Annotated in this window: 14 protein-coding genes; 11 read left to right on the top strand and 3 right to left on the bottom strand. The window is 70.5% G+C overall.

Features of this window, described 5'->3' with window-relative positions:
- The first annotated feature begins 270 nt into the window (after nucleotides 1-270).
- Both ACLQ2S_RS22585 and ACLQ2S_RS22580 read left to right on the top strand, forming a co-directional pair.
- Complete coding sequence (locus tag ACLQ2S_RS22585; RefSeq protein WP_230462828.1) at nucleotides 271-1530, top strand: cytochrome P450; 1260 nt, start codon at nucleotides 271-273, stop codon at nucleotides 1528-1530.
- 19 nt (nucleotides 1531-1549) lie between these two features.
- A complete protein-coding gene (locus ACLQ2S_RS22580; protein WP_425702690.1) occupies nucleotides 1550-3004 on the top strand; it encodes a glycosyltransferase in 1455 nt (484 codons plus the stop codon).
- Here the strand turns inward: ACLQ2S_RS22580 and ACLQ2S_RS22575 are convergent.
- Complete coding sequence (locus tag ACLQ2S_RS22575; RefSeq protein ID WP_425702688.1) at nucleotides 2977-4449, bottom strand: S1 family peptidase; 1473 nt, start codon at nucleotides 4447-4449, stop codon at nucleotides 2977-2979. The genes ACLQ2S_RS22580 and ACLQ2S_RS22575 overlap by 28 nt on opposite strands.
- Before the next feature lie 304 nt (nucleotides 4450-4753).
- Nucleotides 4754-5545 carry an MBL fold metallo-hydrolase gene (locus ACLQ2S_RS22570; protein WP_155221367.1) on the bottom strand — a complete coding sequence of 264 codons (792 nt, stop codon included), beginning with the start codon at nucleotides 5543-5545 and terminating at the stop codon, nucleotides 4754-4756.
- Nucleotides 5546-5878: 333 nt separating this feature from the next.
- Here ACLQ2S_RS22570 and ACLQ2S_RS22565 point away from each other — a divergent pair, with 333 nt between their 5' ends.
- Nucleotides 5879-6652 (top strand): hypothetical protein, encoded by a 774-nt coding sequence (locus tag ACLQ2S_RS22565; protein WP_155221365.1) that lies wholly within the window; start codon nucleotides 5879-5881, stop codon nucleotides 6650-6652.
- A 154-nt stretch (nucleotides 6653-6806) separates the two neighbouring features.
- Nucleotides 6807-7517, top strand: a complete 711-nt coding sequence (locus ACLQ2S_RS22560; RefSeq protein WP_155221363.1) for a VOC family protein — start codon at nucleotides 6807-6809, stop codon at nucleotides 7515-7517.
- A 30-nt stretch (nucleotides 7518-7547) separates the two neighbouring features.
- Here ACLQ2S_RS22560 and map read toward each other — a convergent pair whose 3' ends face one another.
- Nucleotides 7548-8360, bottom strand: a complete 813-nt coding sequence (map, locus tag ACLQ2S_RS22555; RefSeq protein WP_425702685.1) for a type I methionyl aminopeptidase — start codon at nucleotides 8358-8360, stop codon at nucleotides 7548-7550.
- Nucleotides 8361-8435: 75 nt separating this feature from the next.
- Here map and ACLQ2S_RS22550 point away from each other — a divergent pair, with 75 nt between their 5' ends.
- From ACLQ2S_RS22550 to ACLQ2S_RS22520, 7 genes are all read left to right on the top strand, one after another.
- A complete protein-coding gene (locus tag ACLQ2S_RS22550; protein ID WP_155221359.1) occupies nucleotides 8436-8702 on the top strand; it encodes a helix-turn-helix domain-containing protein in 267 nt (88 codons plus the stop codon).
- A gap of 255 nt (nucleotides 8703-8957) precedes the next feature.
- Nucleotides 8958-9785 carry an SAM-dependent methyltransferase gene (locus tag ACLQ2S_RS22545; RefSeq protein ID WP_309223725.1) on the top strand — a complete coding sequence of 276 codons (828 nt, stop codon included), beginning with the start codon at nucleotides 8958-8960 and terminating at the stop codon, nucleotides 9783-9785.
- A 176-nt stretch (nucleotides 9786-9961) separates the two neighbouring features.
- Nucleotides 9962-10417: a Fur family transcriptional regulator gene (locus ACLQ2S_RS22540; protein WP_425702682.1), complete on the top strand. Its 456-nt coding sequence runs from the start codon at nucleotides 9962-9964 to the stop codon at nucleotides 10415-10417.
- On the top strand, nucleotides 10414-12690 hold the full coding sequence (katG, locus tag ACLQ2S_RS22535; protein WP_155221345.1) for a catalase/peroxidase HPI: 2277 nt from the start codon (nucleotides 10414-10416) through the stop codon (nucleotides 12688-12690). The genes ACLQ2S_RS22540 and katG overlap by 4 nt, the downstream gene beginning before the upstream one ends.
- 160 nt (nucleotides 12691-12850) lie before the next feature.
- The gene (locus ACLQ2S_RS22530) at nucleotides 12851-13027 is read left to right on the top strand and encodes a hypothetical protein (protein WP_425702680.1); all 177 of its coding nucleotides are present in this window, start codon (nucleotides 12851-12853) and stop codon (nucleotides 13025-13027) included.
- A gap of 6 nt (nucleotides 13028-13033) precedes the next feature.
- Nucleotides 13034-15385 (top strand): FxsB family cyclophane-forming radical SAM/SPASM peptide maturase, encoded by a 2352-nt coding sequence (locus tag ACLQ2S_RS22525; protein WP_425702678.1) that lies wholly within the window; start codon nucleotides 13034-13036, stop codon nucleotides 15383-15385.
- Nucleotides 15372-16214: an aminoglycoside N(3)-acetyltransferase gene (locus ACLQ2S_RS22520; protein ID WP_155221341.1), complete on the top strand. Its 843-nt coding sequence runs from the start codon at nucleotides 15372-15374 to the stop codon at nucleotides 16212-16214. Before ACLQ2S_RS22525 ends, ACLQ2S_RS22520 begins: the two co-directional genes overlap by 14 nt.
- Nucleotides 16215-16580 lie beyond the last annotated feature (366 nt).

Genomic DNA, 16580 nt, shown 5'->3' with positions numbered 1-16580 from the left:
AGGGCGGCGTCCGGCCACAGTCGTCATTCCGATATCTGTCAGCCGGGGCGGAATCGTCAGCCATTTCGTCCTACTGTGGAATCGACTGTGGGTGTTCAGGCCGCGCTGTTGGCACGCTGATCGCGGCAGGTGGGAAAATTGCATGTTCCGGGTGGGAGAATGAGACGGGTGGGCGTACTGGGTTGGCGATCGGCGACCGATTTCTCCCATCGGGCGAGGCGCGTGCCGGGCCCCGGGGGTGTGGTGCGGTGGACGACGCGGCACGGTCTGATGCGGCTCGCGATCACCGCCGCCGCGCGCCGGGGAGACACCCAGGCCCGTCTCTTTCTCGACCCGGCGGTCCGGGAGGATCCGTACCCGTTCTATCGCCAGGCGCGCCAGACCGGCGCGCTGGTACGCGGCCACCTGATGTGGAGCGCCACCCGGCACGACGTGGTCACCGAGATACTCCGCAGCGACGCGTTCGGCGTGCATCCGGCCACGGTGCCGGCGCCCCGTGCGGTCACGATGTTGCGCGCTCTCGGCAGGCGGGGAAAGCCGATCGGGCCGATCGACCCGCCGTCGATGCTGGTCACCGACCCACCCGAGCACACCCGCTACCGCCGGCTCGTCGTCAAGGTCTTCACCGCGCGGGCGATCGAGGCACTACGGCCCCAGGTGGAGCAACGCTGTGCGGACCTGCTCGACGACCTGGTCCGCGCCGCCTCGCCCCATGGGTCGGTGGACCTGGTCGCGCACTACGCCAGCCTGCTACCGGTCACCGTGATCGCGGAGATCCTCGGTGTGCCGGCGCAACAGCGACAGCGCTTCCTGGACTGGGGCGAGGCCATGTCCCCGGCGCTGGACCTGGGTCTGTCCCTCGGCCAGTACCATCGCGTCGAAACGGCGATCAGGCAGCTCAACGTGTGGCTGCGGGAGCACTTCGCCCGCCTGCGCGCGGAGCCCGGTGACGACCTGCTGAGCCAGTTGGTGCACCAGGACAGCGACGGTGACGGGCTGACCGAGGACGAGCTGGTCGCCCTCGCCGGCCTGCTGCTGGCGGCGGGCTTCGAGACGACGGTGAACCTCCTCGGCACCGGTACGGCGGTGCTGCTGGCCCACCCGGAGCAACTGGCGCTGCTGCGGGCCGAGCCGCACCGGTGGCCCAACGCGGTGGAGGAGATCCTGCGCTACGACGCCCCGGTGCAGACCACCGCGCGGTACTGCCGCTCCGACACCGAGGTGGCCGGGGTGCGGCTACGCCGGGGCGAGATCGTGGTGCCGATGTTGGGCGGGGCGAACCGGGATCCGGCCGTGTTCACCGAGCCGGATCGTTTCGACGTCACCCGGGCCAACGCCCGTGACCATCTCGCCTTCTCCAGCGGGGCGCACTACTGCCTCGGCGCCAACCTCGCCCGGCTGGAGGGCGAGGTCGGGCTGCGCAGTCTGTTCGAGCGTTACCCCGACCTGGCGTTGGACGGCGCACCACGGCGCCGGTCGACCCGCGTGCTCCGGGGCTACGACCACCTGCCGGTACGCCTGAAGCCGTGACCGGAGTCCGGGAGCCGGAGTGTCAGTAACCGAGGGTCCTGCGGCCCGTAGACCGATCATGTTCGCCAGCCCGTCGCATCCCGGGCAGCTCAACCCGCTGTTGACCATCGCCGCGGAGATGTCCCGACGGGGTGAACCCGACCTGTGGTTCAGCGTCGACGTCGAGGGTCGGCACCGGGTCGAGGCGGCGACGCTCGGCAGCCCGGTGCGATACCTGCCCGGCGCCGACACGCCGGTGCGGATCGAAGGCGACCTGTACGCGGCGATGACCAGAGGCCCGCGTACCACCGCCGGTCTGGCCGCCCTCGCCCGTACGACGCGTACGGCCGACGCCACCGCGCAGGTCTATGAGCGCAACCTCGCCCACATCGAGCGGGTCCGTCCCCGGCTGATGGTCATCGACGTGATGAACCTGGGCGCGCTCGACGCGGCGACCACCATGGGCGTGCCCTACGTGCTGAGCGTGCCGTACCCGATCAGCGCCGTCTATCTGAGCCGGTTGCCGTGGGGCTACCCGACGCCGACCTCGGGGCTGCCGCGCCGACTGACCAGGGCGCGGAGACTGACCAACGCGCTGTACCGCGTACGGCTCCAGGCGGCGCTGCTGCGCGCGGTGGCCGGGCCGACCTGGCGGCGTCGGGCCCAGGGCCTGGCCAACGCGACCGGCGACCCCGCGAGGTACGCCGCCGACGCGGTCGCCGTCTTCGGGTACACGGTGTTCGGGCTGGAGTATCCCTTTCCCGCGCCGGACCACCTGCACCTGTTGGGCGCGATGGTGCCCCAGGAGGTGGCCCCGGGCCGGTCCCACGACGAACTCACCGAGTGGCTGGATCGGCAACCCAGCGTGGTCTACGTCTGCCTGGGCACCCTGGCCACCCTCACCACCGCCCAACTCGACGCGTTCGCGGAGGCCCTCGGCAGGCTCGGCCCGGAACACCAGGTGCTGTGGAAGCTGCCGGATGCGCAACGCGCCGCGTTGACCAGGCTGCCGCCGAACGTGCGGGTGCAGGAGTGGATTCCGTCCCAGCTGGAGGTGTTGGCGCACCCTCGGGTCCGGGCCTTCGTCTGCCACGGTGGCGCGAACGGCTTCCACGAGGCCGTCCACTTCGGGCAGCCGATGCTGGTCACCCCGTTCTGGCTGGACTGCTACGACATCGCCGCCCGAGCGGTCGACGCGGGGGTCGGACTGGCCCTCGACGCTCCGCCCCGGGTGGATCCGGACGAGGTGGCCGGGAAGCTTCGTCGGCTGCTCTCCGAGGACGGTTTTCGGCAGCGCAGCCGGTACTGGGGTGAGCAGAGCCGCAAGGCCGGCGGGGTGGCCCGCGCGGCGGACCTGTTGCGGCAGTTCGCCGGCCGTGACCAGTGGCCACGGCTGAGCGGTCTGGGCGGACCGGGACTGACGGCGGGGCGCGGAGCAGAGCCGCACCCCGCCGTGTCGTCGTCGGGTCAGGGAGTGGTGATACCCACCGAGTAGCTGCCGGAGCCGCTGTACGCGTACACCTCGAAGCGGTAGTAACCCGCCGTGCCGTTGTAGGTCAGCGACTCGTCAGGACCAGCACTGTACGAGCCGGCCACGTCGACCCAGCTGGAGCCGTTCCACTTCTGCAGGTAGAGGTCGAAGTCGACGCCGTTGGGTCCGTCCAGGCAGCCGCGGTGGGTGCCCGAGGTGGACGAGTAGTAGTAGCTGCCGTTGGGGTGGAACTGGCTCTGCCGGGAGGAGATGCTGCCGTTGTAGGTCGCCTGGTAGCCGCTGCAACCGGTGGTCGGCGGCGGTTCGTTGCCACCACCACTGGTGCGCAGCGTCAACCCGTACGCGGAGAGGATCTCGTTGACCGGCTGGAAGTAGGTGGTGCCGCCGGAGGAGCAGTTGCCGGAGCCGCCGGAGGTCACCCCCTGTGCCTGCTGACCGGAGAGCCAGGAGCCGCCCGAGTCACCCGGCTCGGCGCAGGCGTTGGTTCGGGTCAGTCCGCTGACCGAGCCCTCGGCGTAGTTGACGGTCTGGTTCTTGGCCTGGATGGTGCCGCACCGCCAACCGGTGGTCGAGCCGGAGCGGCAGACCGCCGCGCCGACGGCGGCCTCGGTGGAACCGGCGACCGTGACGTTGCCGCCGGAGTAGTTGTTCACCCAGGGCTGCGGGGTCCAGTTCGAGTTGGTCTGCACCCAGCCGTAGTCGTTGCCCGGGAACGAGGAGCCACGGAAGGTGCCCTGGGCCACCTGGTTGTAGCCCTGGGTCGCGGTGCCGGTGCGTCCGCAGTGTCCGGCGGTGACGAAGCCGCCGGTCACCGAGAACCCGACCGAGCAGCGCCCGCCCATGTAGTACGCGTCTCCGCCGCGTACGTCGTAGAGCAGCCGGGGAGACTCGGTCGTGGTCACCACGCGGACCGCGGCGGCGTCGACCCGGCTGGCGCGGACGAACTTCGCGGCGGCGGCGGCGTCTCCGTTGGCGAGGACCACGACCGTGTTGGTCGTGACGTCGACGTACCAGCCGGGAACCGCACCGGCGGGCGCGTGGGCGGCGTGACGGTCCAGCGTCGCCTTGATCCGGTCCAACTCGGCGCCACTGCGGTCCACGACCGTCGCCCGGGCTCCGGCGGCCTTGACCCGGTTCGCGGCCGTCTTGCTGGTGACGGCGACGACCAGGCCGTCGGTGGTCATCCAACCGCCGGCGTACGACGAACCGAGCGACTTGCGGAGACTGGCGTCGGTGCGGGTCCCCTTGTCGTCCCGGGCGATCCGGTCGCGCGCCTCGGTCGGGCTCAGGCGGAGGTCACGCTGCATCGCGGCGAGCATCTCCGACGATGCGGCTGCCCCGGTGCCGGGGGCCGACGGTGGTGCCGCGGCGGCGGGGGGCACCGCGACGGCGATGGCACCGACGGGCAGCAGCATCGCTGCTGCCGCGAGGGTGAGGACACGTCTCATCTGTTGCCTCCTGTGGAAACAGCGGCGCGGAGATGGGGGTGCGCCGCGTCGGGCGGGGGATCCCGCCGCGCTTCGCCCTCGGGGTTTGGCGACGGTGTCGCGGCTGGGAGCCCGTCGACCTAGCCGGTGCCGCTGCCGGGCGCCTCGGTGGGGCGCCAGCCGGATCAGGTGGGCCACCTCAACCTAGCCCAACTTATAGAGGAATCTCTATATCAACTGGCTCATACCAAGGCGTCGCCGTTGCCGGGCCGGGCCGAGAAGGTGGGTGGCGGCGGGGGGAGGGACCGCCGCCACCCGGGCGCGGTCAGACCGTGAGGGAGCTGGCCGCGCCAGGGGTAAGCCAGTGCAGGCCCGCGCGGACCGTGGACGGTGCGGAGGCGAAGGCGGCCTCGATCGCCTGTCGGCCCTCGCTGAAGTGGCCCCATCCCTCGTAGTGCACCGGCAGCACGGTGTGGGGGCTGATCAGCCCGCACAGCTCGGCGCCCTCCTCGGCGCTCATCGTGTACCGCAGCGGACCGGTGAGGCCGAAGCGCACCGCTCCGAGGTGCAACACGACGGTGCCGATGTCGAACCGGTCGGCGACCTCGCGCACCCCGTCGTAGAGCACGGTGTCGCCGGTGATCCAGAGTGGTCCGTGTCGCTGGCCGTCCCAGCGCAGCGCGAAACCGGTCACCTCGCCGACGACCGGCCGGCTCAGCGGCGGACCATGCCGACACGGAGTCGCCGTGACCTCGATGGTCGGCCTGCCGGGTGCCGTGAGCGTGGTGTGCTGCCAGGGTGCCAGCCCGGTCGTGCCGGCGCCGAGTCGCCGGCCGCCGGCCACGGTGGTGACGACCCGGCCCACGGTCGGCAACAGGGCTCGGCCGGTGTCGTCGAGGTTGTCGGCGTGGTGGTCATGGGTCAGCAGCACCGCGTCGAGGTCGCCGAGTGACTCCGCCGGTAGCGCGGGGCCGGTGAGCTTGCGTGACGCGGTGCCCCAGCCGAATCGGTAGGTCCGGCCGGGCGCGTCGAACGTCGGATCGGTGAGTAGCCGCCAGCCGTCGATCTCGATCAGCACGGTCGGACCGCCGATGTGCGTGATCCGGACGTCGGTCATGGCGGGCACTCCTCTGGGCCGGCGAGGTCGAATGCAGTATGCGCGGTGTCGGGATGCCGGACAACGCCTAGGCGGACGGTGTCCGTGCCGAGCGCCGTCCTGAGAGGACGGCTGCCGCGTCGCCGTCGCGGGAGCCCGCAGAGATTCAACCTCTGCTATATATGGGAACGCTTCCAAGCTCGGGGGTCGTGGCCGGAGATGGCTCCGCCCCATCCACGTTCAACCCTCCTACCAGGGCTTTCGTCGCTGTCGCCGAAAGCGTCGCAGGTCGGATGTCTGGACGCCGCTGCCCCTGCCACATCGTGGTGCGGGGAATCTGTTCATGGAGGAAACATGCGCAACATTCTCGCCGCGTTGGCCGCCCTGATGGTCGGCGTGACGGCCGGCAGTGTGCCGTCCGATGCCGCCGGTGCCTCCCACCGTGGCTCCTGCGCCCGACACATGCTTTTCTGCGAGGACTTCGAGCGTCTCCCACGCGGAGGTGCCAGCACGCTGGACTGGGGCATCGACACGCGCAACGGCACCCTCACCGTGGAACGCGCCCACCGGGGCAACCAGGTGTTGCACGTGCACACGGTCGACAATGGGCGTGCCTTCCTGCGGGTCGACGACTTCGCCGCACCGGGCAACCGCTTCTACGGCCGGATGCGGCTGCGGGTCGACGCCTTCCCGACCGCTCCCGACTGGGCGCACTTCACCCTCGTGGAGGTGACCGGCACCGGTAGCTCGGAGATCGTCCGGCCGGTCGGCGGCCAGTACGCGCCGACGGTCCCCGGAATCTTCTGGGGCGTGGGTGCCGACGGCGGGCCGACCGGTGACTGGACGAACTGGCGGGAGTCCGCGCCGGTCGTCGAGGACACCTGGCAGTGCTTCGAGTGGAGGCTCGACCCGGCGGACAACCGCGTCGACGTGTGGATCGACGGCGTGGCGAACCCGGAGTTGACCGCCTCCACCAACAACCACGGCGGCAACGACGTGCCGTTCATCCTGCCGACGGTGAACACCGTGAAGATCGGTTGGCAGCTCTACCAGGGCGGCACCACCCCGGGCGCGTTCGACCTCTGGATCGACGACATCGCACTATCCACCAAGCGCCTCGGCTGCTGACCCGCGCTACCGCCACCTGCCGTCGACCTGACCCGGACCGCGGCCGCCGGGCTCCGCCGCCGAAATCGGCTGTGCCCGGCGCCGCTGGGTCCTTACCCTCCATCGAACAGGCGGCGGACGGTGTGCGTCGACCGCCGGACGATGGGGGAACGTGATGACCTGTCAGCTGGTCGCGGTGTGTTTCGACGCGAGCCGACCGCTGCGGCTGGGGCAGTTCTGGGCCGCCCTGCTCGGCCGGGAGGCCGTCCACGACGCCGACGGCACGCTGCTGCCGGGCACGGACACCCAGCTCGGGCTCCGGTTCGTGGCGAGCAGCGCGGCGCGGGTGGAGACCAACCGGGTACATCTGCACCTCACCAGCGCCGACCCCGCCGACCAACGGCACACGGTGGCGCGGGCGGTCGCCCTCGGCGCCGGTCATCTGGACCTCGGGCAGCGCCCGGAGGAAGGACACATCGTCCTGACCGACCCGGAAGGCAACGCGTTCTGCGTGATCGAGCCGGGCAACGACTTTCTCGCCGGTTGTGGTTTCCTCGGCGAGATCGCCTGCGAGGGCACTCGGGAGGTCGGCCTCTTCTGGAGCGCGGCGCTGGGCTGGCCGCTCGTCTGGGAGCAGGGGCAGGAGACCGCCGTGCAGTCACCGGCCGGCGGCACCAAGGTCGCCTGGGGAGGCCCGCCCCTGCCGCCGAAGCAGGGCAGGAACCGGCAGCGCTTCGACCTCGCTCCGCCGAGCCACGGCGATCAGCAACCGGAGGTCGACCGGCTGGCCTCCCTCGGCGCCACGCTGATCGAGGTCGGTGAGGACGGGAGTGTCATGCTCGCCGACCCCGACGGCAACGAGTTCCGGGTGTTGGCACCTCGATAGCCCGGCGGACCGGCTCCTGTCGCTGTCGGTTCAGCAGGCGGCAGCGGAGCTCTCGGCGGGGTCGGCCGAGGCGTGGCCGGGGCGGCGGGTCAGGACCCGAGGTCCGGAGGCCGTGATGGCGACCGTGTGCTCGGAGTGGGCGGTGCGGGAACCGTCCGCCGAGCGGATCGTCCAGCCGTCCGGGTCGTACCTGATCTTGTCGGTGGTGCGGCAGAGCCAGGGCTCGATGGCGATGGTGAGGCCGGGGTCGAGTCTCAGCCCGCGACGCGGGCGACCCTGGTTGGCCACGTGCGGAGCCTCGTGCATGGTGCGTCCGATGCCGTGGCCGCCGAACTCGGAGTTGACCCGGTAGCCGTACGAGTGCGCGACCTCGCCGATCGCGGCGGAGACGTCGCCGAGACGGCCGCCGGGCTGGGCGGCCGTGATCGCGGCCTCCAGCGCCACCTCGGTGGCCTCGATCAGTCTCAGGTCCACCGGGTCGGGGGTGCCGACGATGACGGAGAGCGCGGAGTCGGCGACCCAGCCGTCGATGCCGACCGCCATGTCGATGCTCAGCAGGTCGCCGTCGCGCAGGACGTAGTCGTGCGGAAGGCCGTGCAGCACCGCGTCGTTGACCGACAGGCACAACACGTTGCGAAACGGCCCTCGGCCGAACGAGGGGGCGTAGTCCCAGTAGCAGGACTCCGCGCCGCGTTCGGAGATCCGGCGGCGGGCGTGATGCTCCAGCTCCATCAGGTTGACGCCGACCATGGCGAGACCGCTCAACTCGGCGAGCAACTCGCCGACGAACTGGCCGGTCACCGCCATCCGGTCGATCTCCTCGGCCGACTTCAGCTCGATCATCTCGGTCCCCTCGCCGCCTGCCGGTATTTTTATACCACGTCTGGATCGGCTGATCGGGAGGGCTATCCTGATGGCATGGTTCGCCAACCGCTCACTGCCGCACAGGTCGCCGCGGGTCAGCGACTCGGAGCCGCCCTGCGGGCGGCGCGGGGCGACCGCAGTCTCGCCGAGGTGGCTCTGGCAGCCGGCATCTCTCCCGAGACGCTGCGCAAGATCGAGGCGGGCCGCCTGCCCGCTCCGGCGTTCGGCACGGTGGTCTGCCTCGGTCAGGCCCTGGACGTCCCCCTCACCGACCTGGCCGAGGTCTGGCGGTCCGGCATGCCTGCCCGGCAGGCGTCGTAGGGATCGCCCTCGCCGACGATCGTCCACGCGGAGTGTCACGCTGAGTTGACCGGAGCCCGGCTTATGTCACGCTGAGGTGGCCGTGGGAGCGTTCCAACGAAACGACCATTTAGGATGGTCGGCGGCGACCGGCTGCGGTGAGTGATGTGACACGCACCGGCGTCGCGACCGAAAGCGCTTCGACGTCCGACTGCACCCAGTCCCGCGTGAGGCGGTTCGGCCGGCCGTGACCCGGTGTGGACGAGGAGACGAACTGTGGCGAGTCAAGAGGTGGCACCCTCCGGGGTCGACATGAGCGTGCCGAGTGTCGCCCGGGTGTACGACTTCATGCTCGGTGGCAAGGACAACTTCGCGGTGGACCGCGCCGTCGCCGAGCACGCCCTCAGCATCACGCCGGACGGGCCGGAGGCGGCCCAGGCGAACCGGTCCTTCCTGCGTCGGGTGGTGCGGTTCCTCGCCGCGGAGCAGGGCATCGACCAGTTCCTCGACCTCGGGTCGGGCCTGCCCACCCAGGGCAACGTGCACCAGGTCGCCACGGCCTGCAACCCGCAGTCGAGGGTGGTCTACGTCGACAACGACCCGATCGTGCTGGCGCACGGACGGGCGCTGCTGGCCGACGCGGGCACCACGACGGTGTTGCAGGCCGACGTCCGATCGCCGGAGGCCATCCTGGATCATCCGGAGACGCGCCGTTTCCTGGACTTCGACCGCCCCGTCGGGCTGCTGCTGTTCGGGATCCTGCACCACCTGCGCGACGACGAGAACCCGAAGGGGGTGGCGGCGAGGTTGGTCGCGGCCCTGCCGTCGGGCAGCTACGTCGCGATCTCCCACTTCCGCGATCCCGGCGATCGGGCTCCGGACGCCTCCCGTAAGGCGCGCGAGGTCGAGCGCATCTTCAACGAGTCCCTCGGCACCGGCCGCTGGCGTACCGACGAGGAGATCCTCTCCTACGTCGAGGGCCTGGAGGTGCTGGAGCCGGGTCTGGTGCCGTTCGCCGAGTGGCGACCCGCGCCGGGTGAGTCCCTGCCGGCCCAGAGCGACACGTACCACACCTTCGTCGGGCTTCTCGCGCGTAAACCCTGACCCCGACGCTCGCCCGTGCCGGTCGGTCAGCCCGACCGGCACGTCGGCGTACGCCCCCACCGTCACCCGCTACCAACCGTCTGCCCCCGGCACCGCAGGCATCGGCCTACGGGTGCCTCCGCGTGTCGTACGCCTGAAAACTTGATTCATTCCAGAAGAGTGATAGGTTCGTCGGCATGACGGCCGACTTCGAGGCGCAGCTACGAGCGGTCTCGTTGCGCGTGACCCGACCCCGGTTGGCGGTGCTCGCGGCGCTACGTGATCACCCGCACGTCGACACGGACACCGTGATCCGGTTGGTCCGTGCCGATCACCCCACCGTCTCCCACCAGGCGATCTACGATGTGCTGCGGGCGCTCACCGACGCTGGTCTGGTGCGGCGCATCCAGCCCACCGGAGCGGTCGCCCGATACGAGTCCCGGGTGGGGGACAACCACCACCATGTCGTGTGCCGTTCCTGCGGCGTGATCGCCGACGTGGACTGCGCCGTCGGCTCCGCCCCCTGCCTCACCGCCTCCGACGACCACGGGTTCGTGCTCGACGAGGCGGAGGTCGTCTACTGGGGCACCTGCCCCGACTGCACGACCGCACGCACCACCAGTGATCCGCAAGGTCGGAAGGAAGCACATTGAGTAACGCACAGCACGACGGCCCGTCCAGCGCCCAGGGCGTGGACAAGAAGGCGGCGGCCGGCTGCCCGGTCGCGCACGACTCGGTGACCGCCCACGGCAGCGAGAGCGAGAACCCGGCGATCGACTCGCCGACTCCGAAGACCGGCGGCCGTCCGCGCACGAACCGGGACTGGTGGCCCAACCAGCTCGACCTTTCGGTGCTGCGCGCCCACTCGTCGAAGGTCAACCCGCTGGGGGAGGACTTCAGCTACGCCAAGGAGTTCGCCAAGCTCGACGTCGAGGCGCTCAAGCGGGACATCACCGAGGTCCTCACCACCTCGCAGGACTGGTGGCCGGCCGACTTCGGCCACTACGGCGGCCTGATGATCCGCCTGAGCTGGCACGCGGCGGGCACCTACCGCATCCACGACGGTCGTGGTGGTGCCGGTGACGGCAGCCAGCGCTTCGCCCCGCTCAACAGCTGGCCGGACAACGCCAACCTGGACAAGGCCCGCCGCCTGCTCTGGCCGGTCAAGCAGAAGTACGGCCAGAAGATCTCCTGGGCCGACCTGCTCGTGCTCGCCGGCAACGTGGCCCTCGAGTCGATGGGCTTCAAGACCTTCGGCTTCGGTTTCGGCCGCGAGGACGTCTGGGAGCCCGAGGAGATCTTCTGGGGTCCGGAGGACACCTGGCTCGGTGACGAGCGCTACGTCTCCGAGAAGGAGATGTCGCAGGAAGTCGGCGCGACCGAGATGGGTCTGATCTACGTCAACCCCGAGGGCCCGCGCGGCAACGCGGACCCGCTGGCGGCGGCGCACTTCATCCGGGAGACCTTCGCCCGGATGGCGATGAACGACGAGGAGACCGTGGCGCTCATCGCCGGTGGCCACACCTTCGGCAAGACGCACGGCGCGGCGGTCGCCGACAACCACGTCGGCCCGGAGCCCGAGGCCGCGCCGCTGGAGGCGCAGGGCCTGGGCTGGCTGAGCACGTACGGCAGCGGCAAGGGCCCCGACACGATCACCAGCGGCCTCGAGGTCACCTGGACCGACCGGCCGACGCAGTGGAGCAACCGCTTCTTCGAGATCCTCTTTGGGTACGAGTGGGAGCTGACCACCAGCCCCGGCGGGGCCAAGCAGTGGGTCGCCAAGGACGCCGAGGCGATCATCCCGGACCCCTACGACCCGGCGAAGAAGCACAAGCCGACGATGCTCACGACCGACCTGTCGCTGCGCGTCGACCCGGCGTACGAGAAGATCTCCCGCCGCTTCCTGGAGCACCCCGACGAGTTCGCGCTGGCCTTCGCCAAGGCCTGGTACAAGCTGCTGCACCGCGACATGGGCCCGGTCAGCCGCTTCCTCGGGCCGTGGGTGCCGGAGCCTCAGCTGTGGCAGGACCCGGTGCCGGCCGTCGACCACGAGCTGGTGGACGAGGCCGACATCGCCTCGCTCAAGGAGAAGGTCCTGGAGTCCGGCCTCACCACCGCCCAGCTGGTCACCACCGCCTGGGCCTCGGCGGCGAGCTTCCGGTACACCGACAAGCGTGGCGGTGCCAACGGCGCCCGCATCCGTCTCGAGCCGCAGCGCAGCTGGGAGGTCAACCAGCCGGAGCAGCTCGCGACCGTGCTGGGCACCCTGGAGGGCATCCAGCAGGAGTTCAACTCGGCGGGCGGGGCGAAGATCTCCCTCGCGGACCTGATCGTGCTGGCCGGCTCGGCCGCCGTCGAGAAGGCGGCGCGGGAGGCGGGCGTGAAGATCACGGTCCCGTTCCACCCCGGCCGCACCGACGCCAGCCAGGAGCAGACCGACGTCGAGTCGTTCCGGGTGCTGGAGCCGCGCGCCGACGGGTTCCGCAACTACCTGCGTGCCGGGGAGAAGACCCAGCCGGAGACGCTGCTCGTCGACCGCGCGTACATGCTCAACCTGACCGCGCCCGAGATGACCGTTCTCGTCGGCGGCCTGCGCGCCCTCGGTGCCAACGTCGGTGGTAGCCGCCACGGCGTGCTCACCGACCGGCCCGGCGTGCTCACCAACGACTTCTTCGCCAACCTGCTCTCCCCGGGCACCCGGTGGAAGGCGTCGGAGTCCGAGGAGCACGTGTACGAGATCCGGGACCTGGCCACCGACCAGGTGAAGTGGACCGCGACCGCGGTCGACCTCATCTTCGGTTCCAACAGCCAGCTCCGGGCACTCGCCGAGGTCTACGCCAGCGACGACGCCCGCGACAAGTTCGTGGCCGACTTCGTGGCCGCCTGGACCAAGGTGATGGAACTCGACCGGTTCGATCTGGCCTGATCCGACCGACGACGAGCCCCGGGTGATCTCGACGATCACCCGGGGCTCGTCCCCGTCACGGGACATTACGGCGGGTCGTCTCTATGCTACTAATTGGAGTGACGTTCGCCGCTCCGCCGACCGATCCGTTTGCAGGCACCGGCATTGAGGGGAGTCATCCGTGGCCCATGCCGCACCCGTCGAGGCACAGCAGACGTCAACTGATCTCACTGTCCTTCTGCGCACCCCGCTTGGTGAGCTCTCCACCGAGCAGGTCCGGCCCCTGGTACGCCGGATCATCGAGGACCGCGACCGCGTCGAGGCGGTCGACGTCGCGGTGTTCAATTCGGCCATCTGATGCCCGGTGTCCACGACACCAGGCGAATCTGCTCCATGGCCGCCCAGCCTCAGCGAGTACGTCCTGAAGGTGCACAGCCGATGTGATCTGGCCTGTGACCACTGCTACGTCTACGAACACGCGGACCAGAGCTGGCGGGCCCGACCGCGACAGATCGCCCGGGAGACGGTGGACGCCGCCGCTTTCCGGATAGCCGAGCACGCCCGAGAACGCGGTACGCGTCGAGTGCGTCTGGTGTTGCACGGCGGCGAACCGCTGCTGCTGGGCGCGGGCGGGCTGGCGATGGTACTCACCCGGCTGCGTGCCGCCATCGAGCCGGTCGCCGAACTGGACCTCCGGATGCAGTCCAACGGGGTGTTGCTCACCCCGGGACTGTGCGACCTGTTCGTGGAGCACGGCGTGCGGGTCGGCATCTCTTTGGACGGTGACGCGGCGGCCAACGACCGGCACCGACGTTTCGCCAACGGGGCCAGTAGCCACGCCCAGGTCCGGCGGGCACTGGCCCTACTTCGCCGGCCGGAGTATCGCCGCTGCTACGCGGGCATTCTCTGCACGATCGACGTGCGCAACGACCCCGTCGGTGTCTACCGGGCGTTGTTGGCCGAGGAGCCGCCCCGGATCGATTTCCTGCTGCCGCACGCGACCTGGGTCGATCCGCCGCCGCGGCCGGGTGGTGTCACCTCGTACGCGGACTGGCTGCTCACGATCTACCGGTTGTGGGTCCGCGACGGCCGGCCGGTCGACATTCGACTGTTCAACTCGTTGCTGGCCACTGCGGTAGGCGGGCGAAGCGGCACCGAGGTGGTCGGGCTCGATCCGTCGGGCCTCGCGGTGATCGAGACCGACGGCGCATGGGAACTGGCCGACTCGATGAAGACCGCGTTCGACGGCGCGGCCGGAATCGGCTTGGACGTCTTCCAGCACTCGGTGGACGTGGTGATCTCACATCCGGAGTTCGTTCGCAACCGACGTGGTCTGACTGGGCTCTGCCAAACCTGCCGGGAATGTTCCGTCGTCGGGCAGTGCGGCGGTGGGCTGCGGGCGCACCGCTACTCCGCTGCGGGTGGGTTCGACAATCCGTCGGTCTACTGCGCTGACCTGAAGAAGCTGATTGTCACGATGAACCGTGAACCACCGGAGACCGCCTTGGCGGCCCATCCGAGCCACGCTGCCGGTGACCGGCTTCTCGACGGCCTGCCGGCCGCCGACCTGCTGGACGATCTCGGTACCGGTCAGGGGTCGGAGGCCAGCCTGCAACGGCTCGCAGCCGCCCAGCTCGCCTACGTGCGGGCACTGCTGGTCCAGATCGCCGACCGGGTCGCCGGCACGCCGTTCGCCGCAGCGTGGGAGCTGATCGTCCGGCTCGACGAGGAGGCGACCGACGCGGTCTCGGCCACCTTCGCCCACCCCTACCTGCGGCGGTGGGCCCGGCACTGTCTCGCTCCTGCCGCTGGGGAGGACCCTGACTGGGGGTACCTCGGCGCGCTGGCCGCAGCCGTGGCCGTGCGGGCGGGCGTCGACACGGACATCGAGGTGCCGCTGCGCGCCGGGCTGGTGCATCTGCCGGGCCTCGGCGCGCAGGCCATCGACGCGCCGGGTGAACGGCGTGCTCGCCTGTCGGTCACGGGCGGCGGGTTCACGGCCCGTGCCGGGAGGTCGGTCGTCACGGTGCCACCGGCCGGGGGCAGCTCTCCGGCGGGATGGGTGCCCGTACATCAGGTCGAGCTGGACGGCTGGACGGTGTCGATAGACGACCTCGACCCGTATCGGGATTGCTACCAGTGGCCGGTGACCGGCCGGCTCGACCCGGCGCAGCTGGCGTCCTGGCGGGGGTCGTTGGCTGCCGCCTGGACCCGTATCGAACGCTCTGCGCCCGGTCAGGTCGCGGGACTACGGACGGGGCTGTGGACCATCACCCCACTGCGCGCGGATCCGGGCGGTCGGCTGCGCAGCGCCGCATCCCGGGACGCCTTCGGCGCGCTCGGCACCGTACAGGCTTCCCCGGACTCGCTTGCGGAGCTGCTGGTGCACGAGTTCCAGCACGTCAAACTCGGCGCGGTGCTGGATGTGAGTCAGCTGTACGACCCGACGTACCGGAAGCGACTCAGCGTGCCGTGGCGTGAGGATCCACGACCGCTGGAGGGCGCCCTCCAAGGCACGTACGCGCACATGGCCATTGCCGACATCTGGCGGGCCCGGCCCGGTGACCTGGCCCGACAGCGGCACCGCCAGTACTTCCGGTGGACGGAGCGTGCCATCGACGAGTTGGCGGGCACCGGTGCGCTCACCGAGCACGGGCAGCGCTTCGTGCGGCGGATGCGCCAGACCATGGACTCATGGTCCGATGACCCACGTTGACCGAGCGGGCCGTTCCGACCGTGCCGATCCCGCCGAGGTCGACCGGCTCGCCGCCGACCTGACCACGCTCGGCGTGCGGGCCGACCAAGACCTGTTGGTGCACTGCTCCATGCGTCGGATGGGACCGGTGACCGGCGGACCGGCGACGCTGCTGGCCGCGCTGCGTCGCGTGGCCGGTCCGGCGGCGACGGTCGTCGTGCCGGCACAGACCGCTGGCAGTTCGCCCACCAGCCCGGCCTTCCGAGCCGCCACCAACGGGCTGGACGCGGTGGAACAGGCAGCCTACGAGGCTCGGCTGCCCGGGTTCGATCCGGCGACCACTCCGTCCGAGGGGATGGGGGTCTTCGCCGAGTATCTGCGGCAGCAGCCCGGCGCGACGCGTAGCACTCACCCGCTCACGTCGTTCGCCGCCCTCGGCCGACGCGCGGCGGAATTCACCGCGGTCCACGACCTGGACTGCCACCTCGGGGAGCGCTCGCCACTGGGGCGTCTCTACCAGGCCGGTGCCGCGGTCCTGCTGCTCGGTGTGGGCTACACGAGCTGTACGGCCCTGCATCTGGCGGAGTACCGCACGCAGGCACGACGACCGGCAGGCCCACCGCCGGAGCGGTCCTATCGCTGTTACGTCCTGGTGGGCGGGCGGCGGGAGCGGCGCGATTTTCGCGCACCGTCGCTCGACATGAGTGATTTCGCCGAGCTCGGTGCGGCAATCGAGGCGAATCTGCCAGTCGGTCGCGGCCTCGTCGGCACAGCACCGACCCGGTTGCTCGATCTGCGCGATGCGGTCGACTTCGCGACAACCTGGATGGCGGGGCATCGCCGACCGTAAAGCGGTATAGACCCATCCGTGCGGGTGTGCTGATCCTCGGTCAAGGCCGTGTCTGACCTGCGCTGCTGCTGGCCGGGCAGGTTGTCGTCGCGAAGTGCCTGCCAGAGTCGTTCGTTGACGTGGACGAGGGCGTGCAGCGGGCCGTAGAGGTCGCGCAACTGGTTCGCCACTCGGTCGAGGCGGGCGCGGCGGCGCTCGGCGCGAATCTGGGCGTACTGGTTGAGCACGAAGACCAGTACCGCGACCACGATGCTGGCGCTGGCTGTGATCACAGCCGCCGTCACGTCACGCTCCCGCCTCGCCCGCTGCGGACTGCCGTCCCCACGCAGCATATTGCACTGTCTGGCCGACGTGGGATGACGCCCG

This window comes from Micromonospora sp. DT48 (genome assembly GCF_049844495.1).
Lineage (GTDB): Bacteria > Actinomycetota > Actinomycetes > Mycobacteriales > Micromonosporaceae > Micromonospora.
The sequence above is the reverse complement of the archived record's forward strand: the minus strand, read 5'-3'. Positions and strand labels throughout refer to the sequence as shown.

Bases quoted from the DNA above. Each gene is read 5' to 3' on its own strand.
- ACLQ2S_RS22560 (WP_155221363.1), top strand. From the start codon at position 6,807: ATGACCTGTCAGCTGGTCGCGGTGTGTTTCGACGCGAGCCGACCGCTG.
- ACLQ2S_RS22570 (WP_155221367.1), bottom strand. From the start codon at position 5,545: ATGACCGACGTCCGGATCACGCACATCGGCGGTCCGACCGTGCTGATC.
- ACLQ2S_RS22575 (WP_425702688.1), bottom strand. From the start codon at position 4,449: ATGAGACGTGTCCTCACCCTCGCGGCAGCAGCGATGCTGCTGCCCGTC.
- ACLQ2S_RS22565 (WP_155221365.1), top strand. From the start codon at position 5,879: ATGCGCAACATTCTCGCCGCGTTGGCCGCCCTGATGGTCGGCGTGACG.
- ACLQ2S_RS22540 (WP_425702682.1), top strand. From the start codon at position 9,962: ATGACGGCCGACTTCGAGGCGCAGCTACGAGCGGTCTCGTTGCGCGTG.
- ACLQ2S_RS22520 (WP_155221341.1), top strand. From the start codon at position 15,372: ATGACCCACGTTGACCGAGCGGGCCGTTCCGACCGTGCCGATCCCGCC.
- map (WP_425702685.1), bottom strand. From the start codon at position 8,360: ATGATCGAGCTGAAGTCGGCCGAGGAGATCGACCGGATGGCGGTGACC.
- ACLQ2S_RS22550 (WP_155221359.1), top strand. From the start codon at position 8,436: ATGGTTCGCCAACCGCTCACTGCCGCACAGGTCGCCGCGGGTCAGCGA.
- ACLQ2S_RS22585 (WP_230462828.1), top strand. From the start codon at position 271: ATGCGGCTCGCGATCACCGCCGCCGCGCGCCGGGGAGACACCCAGGCC.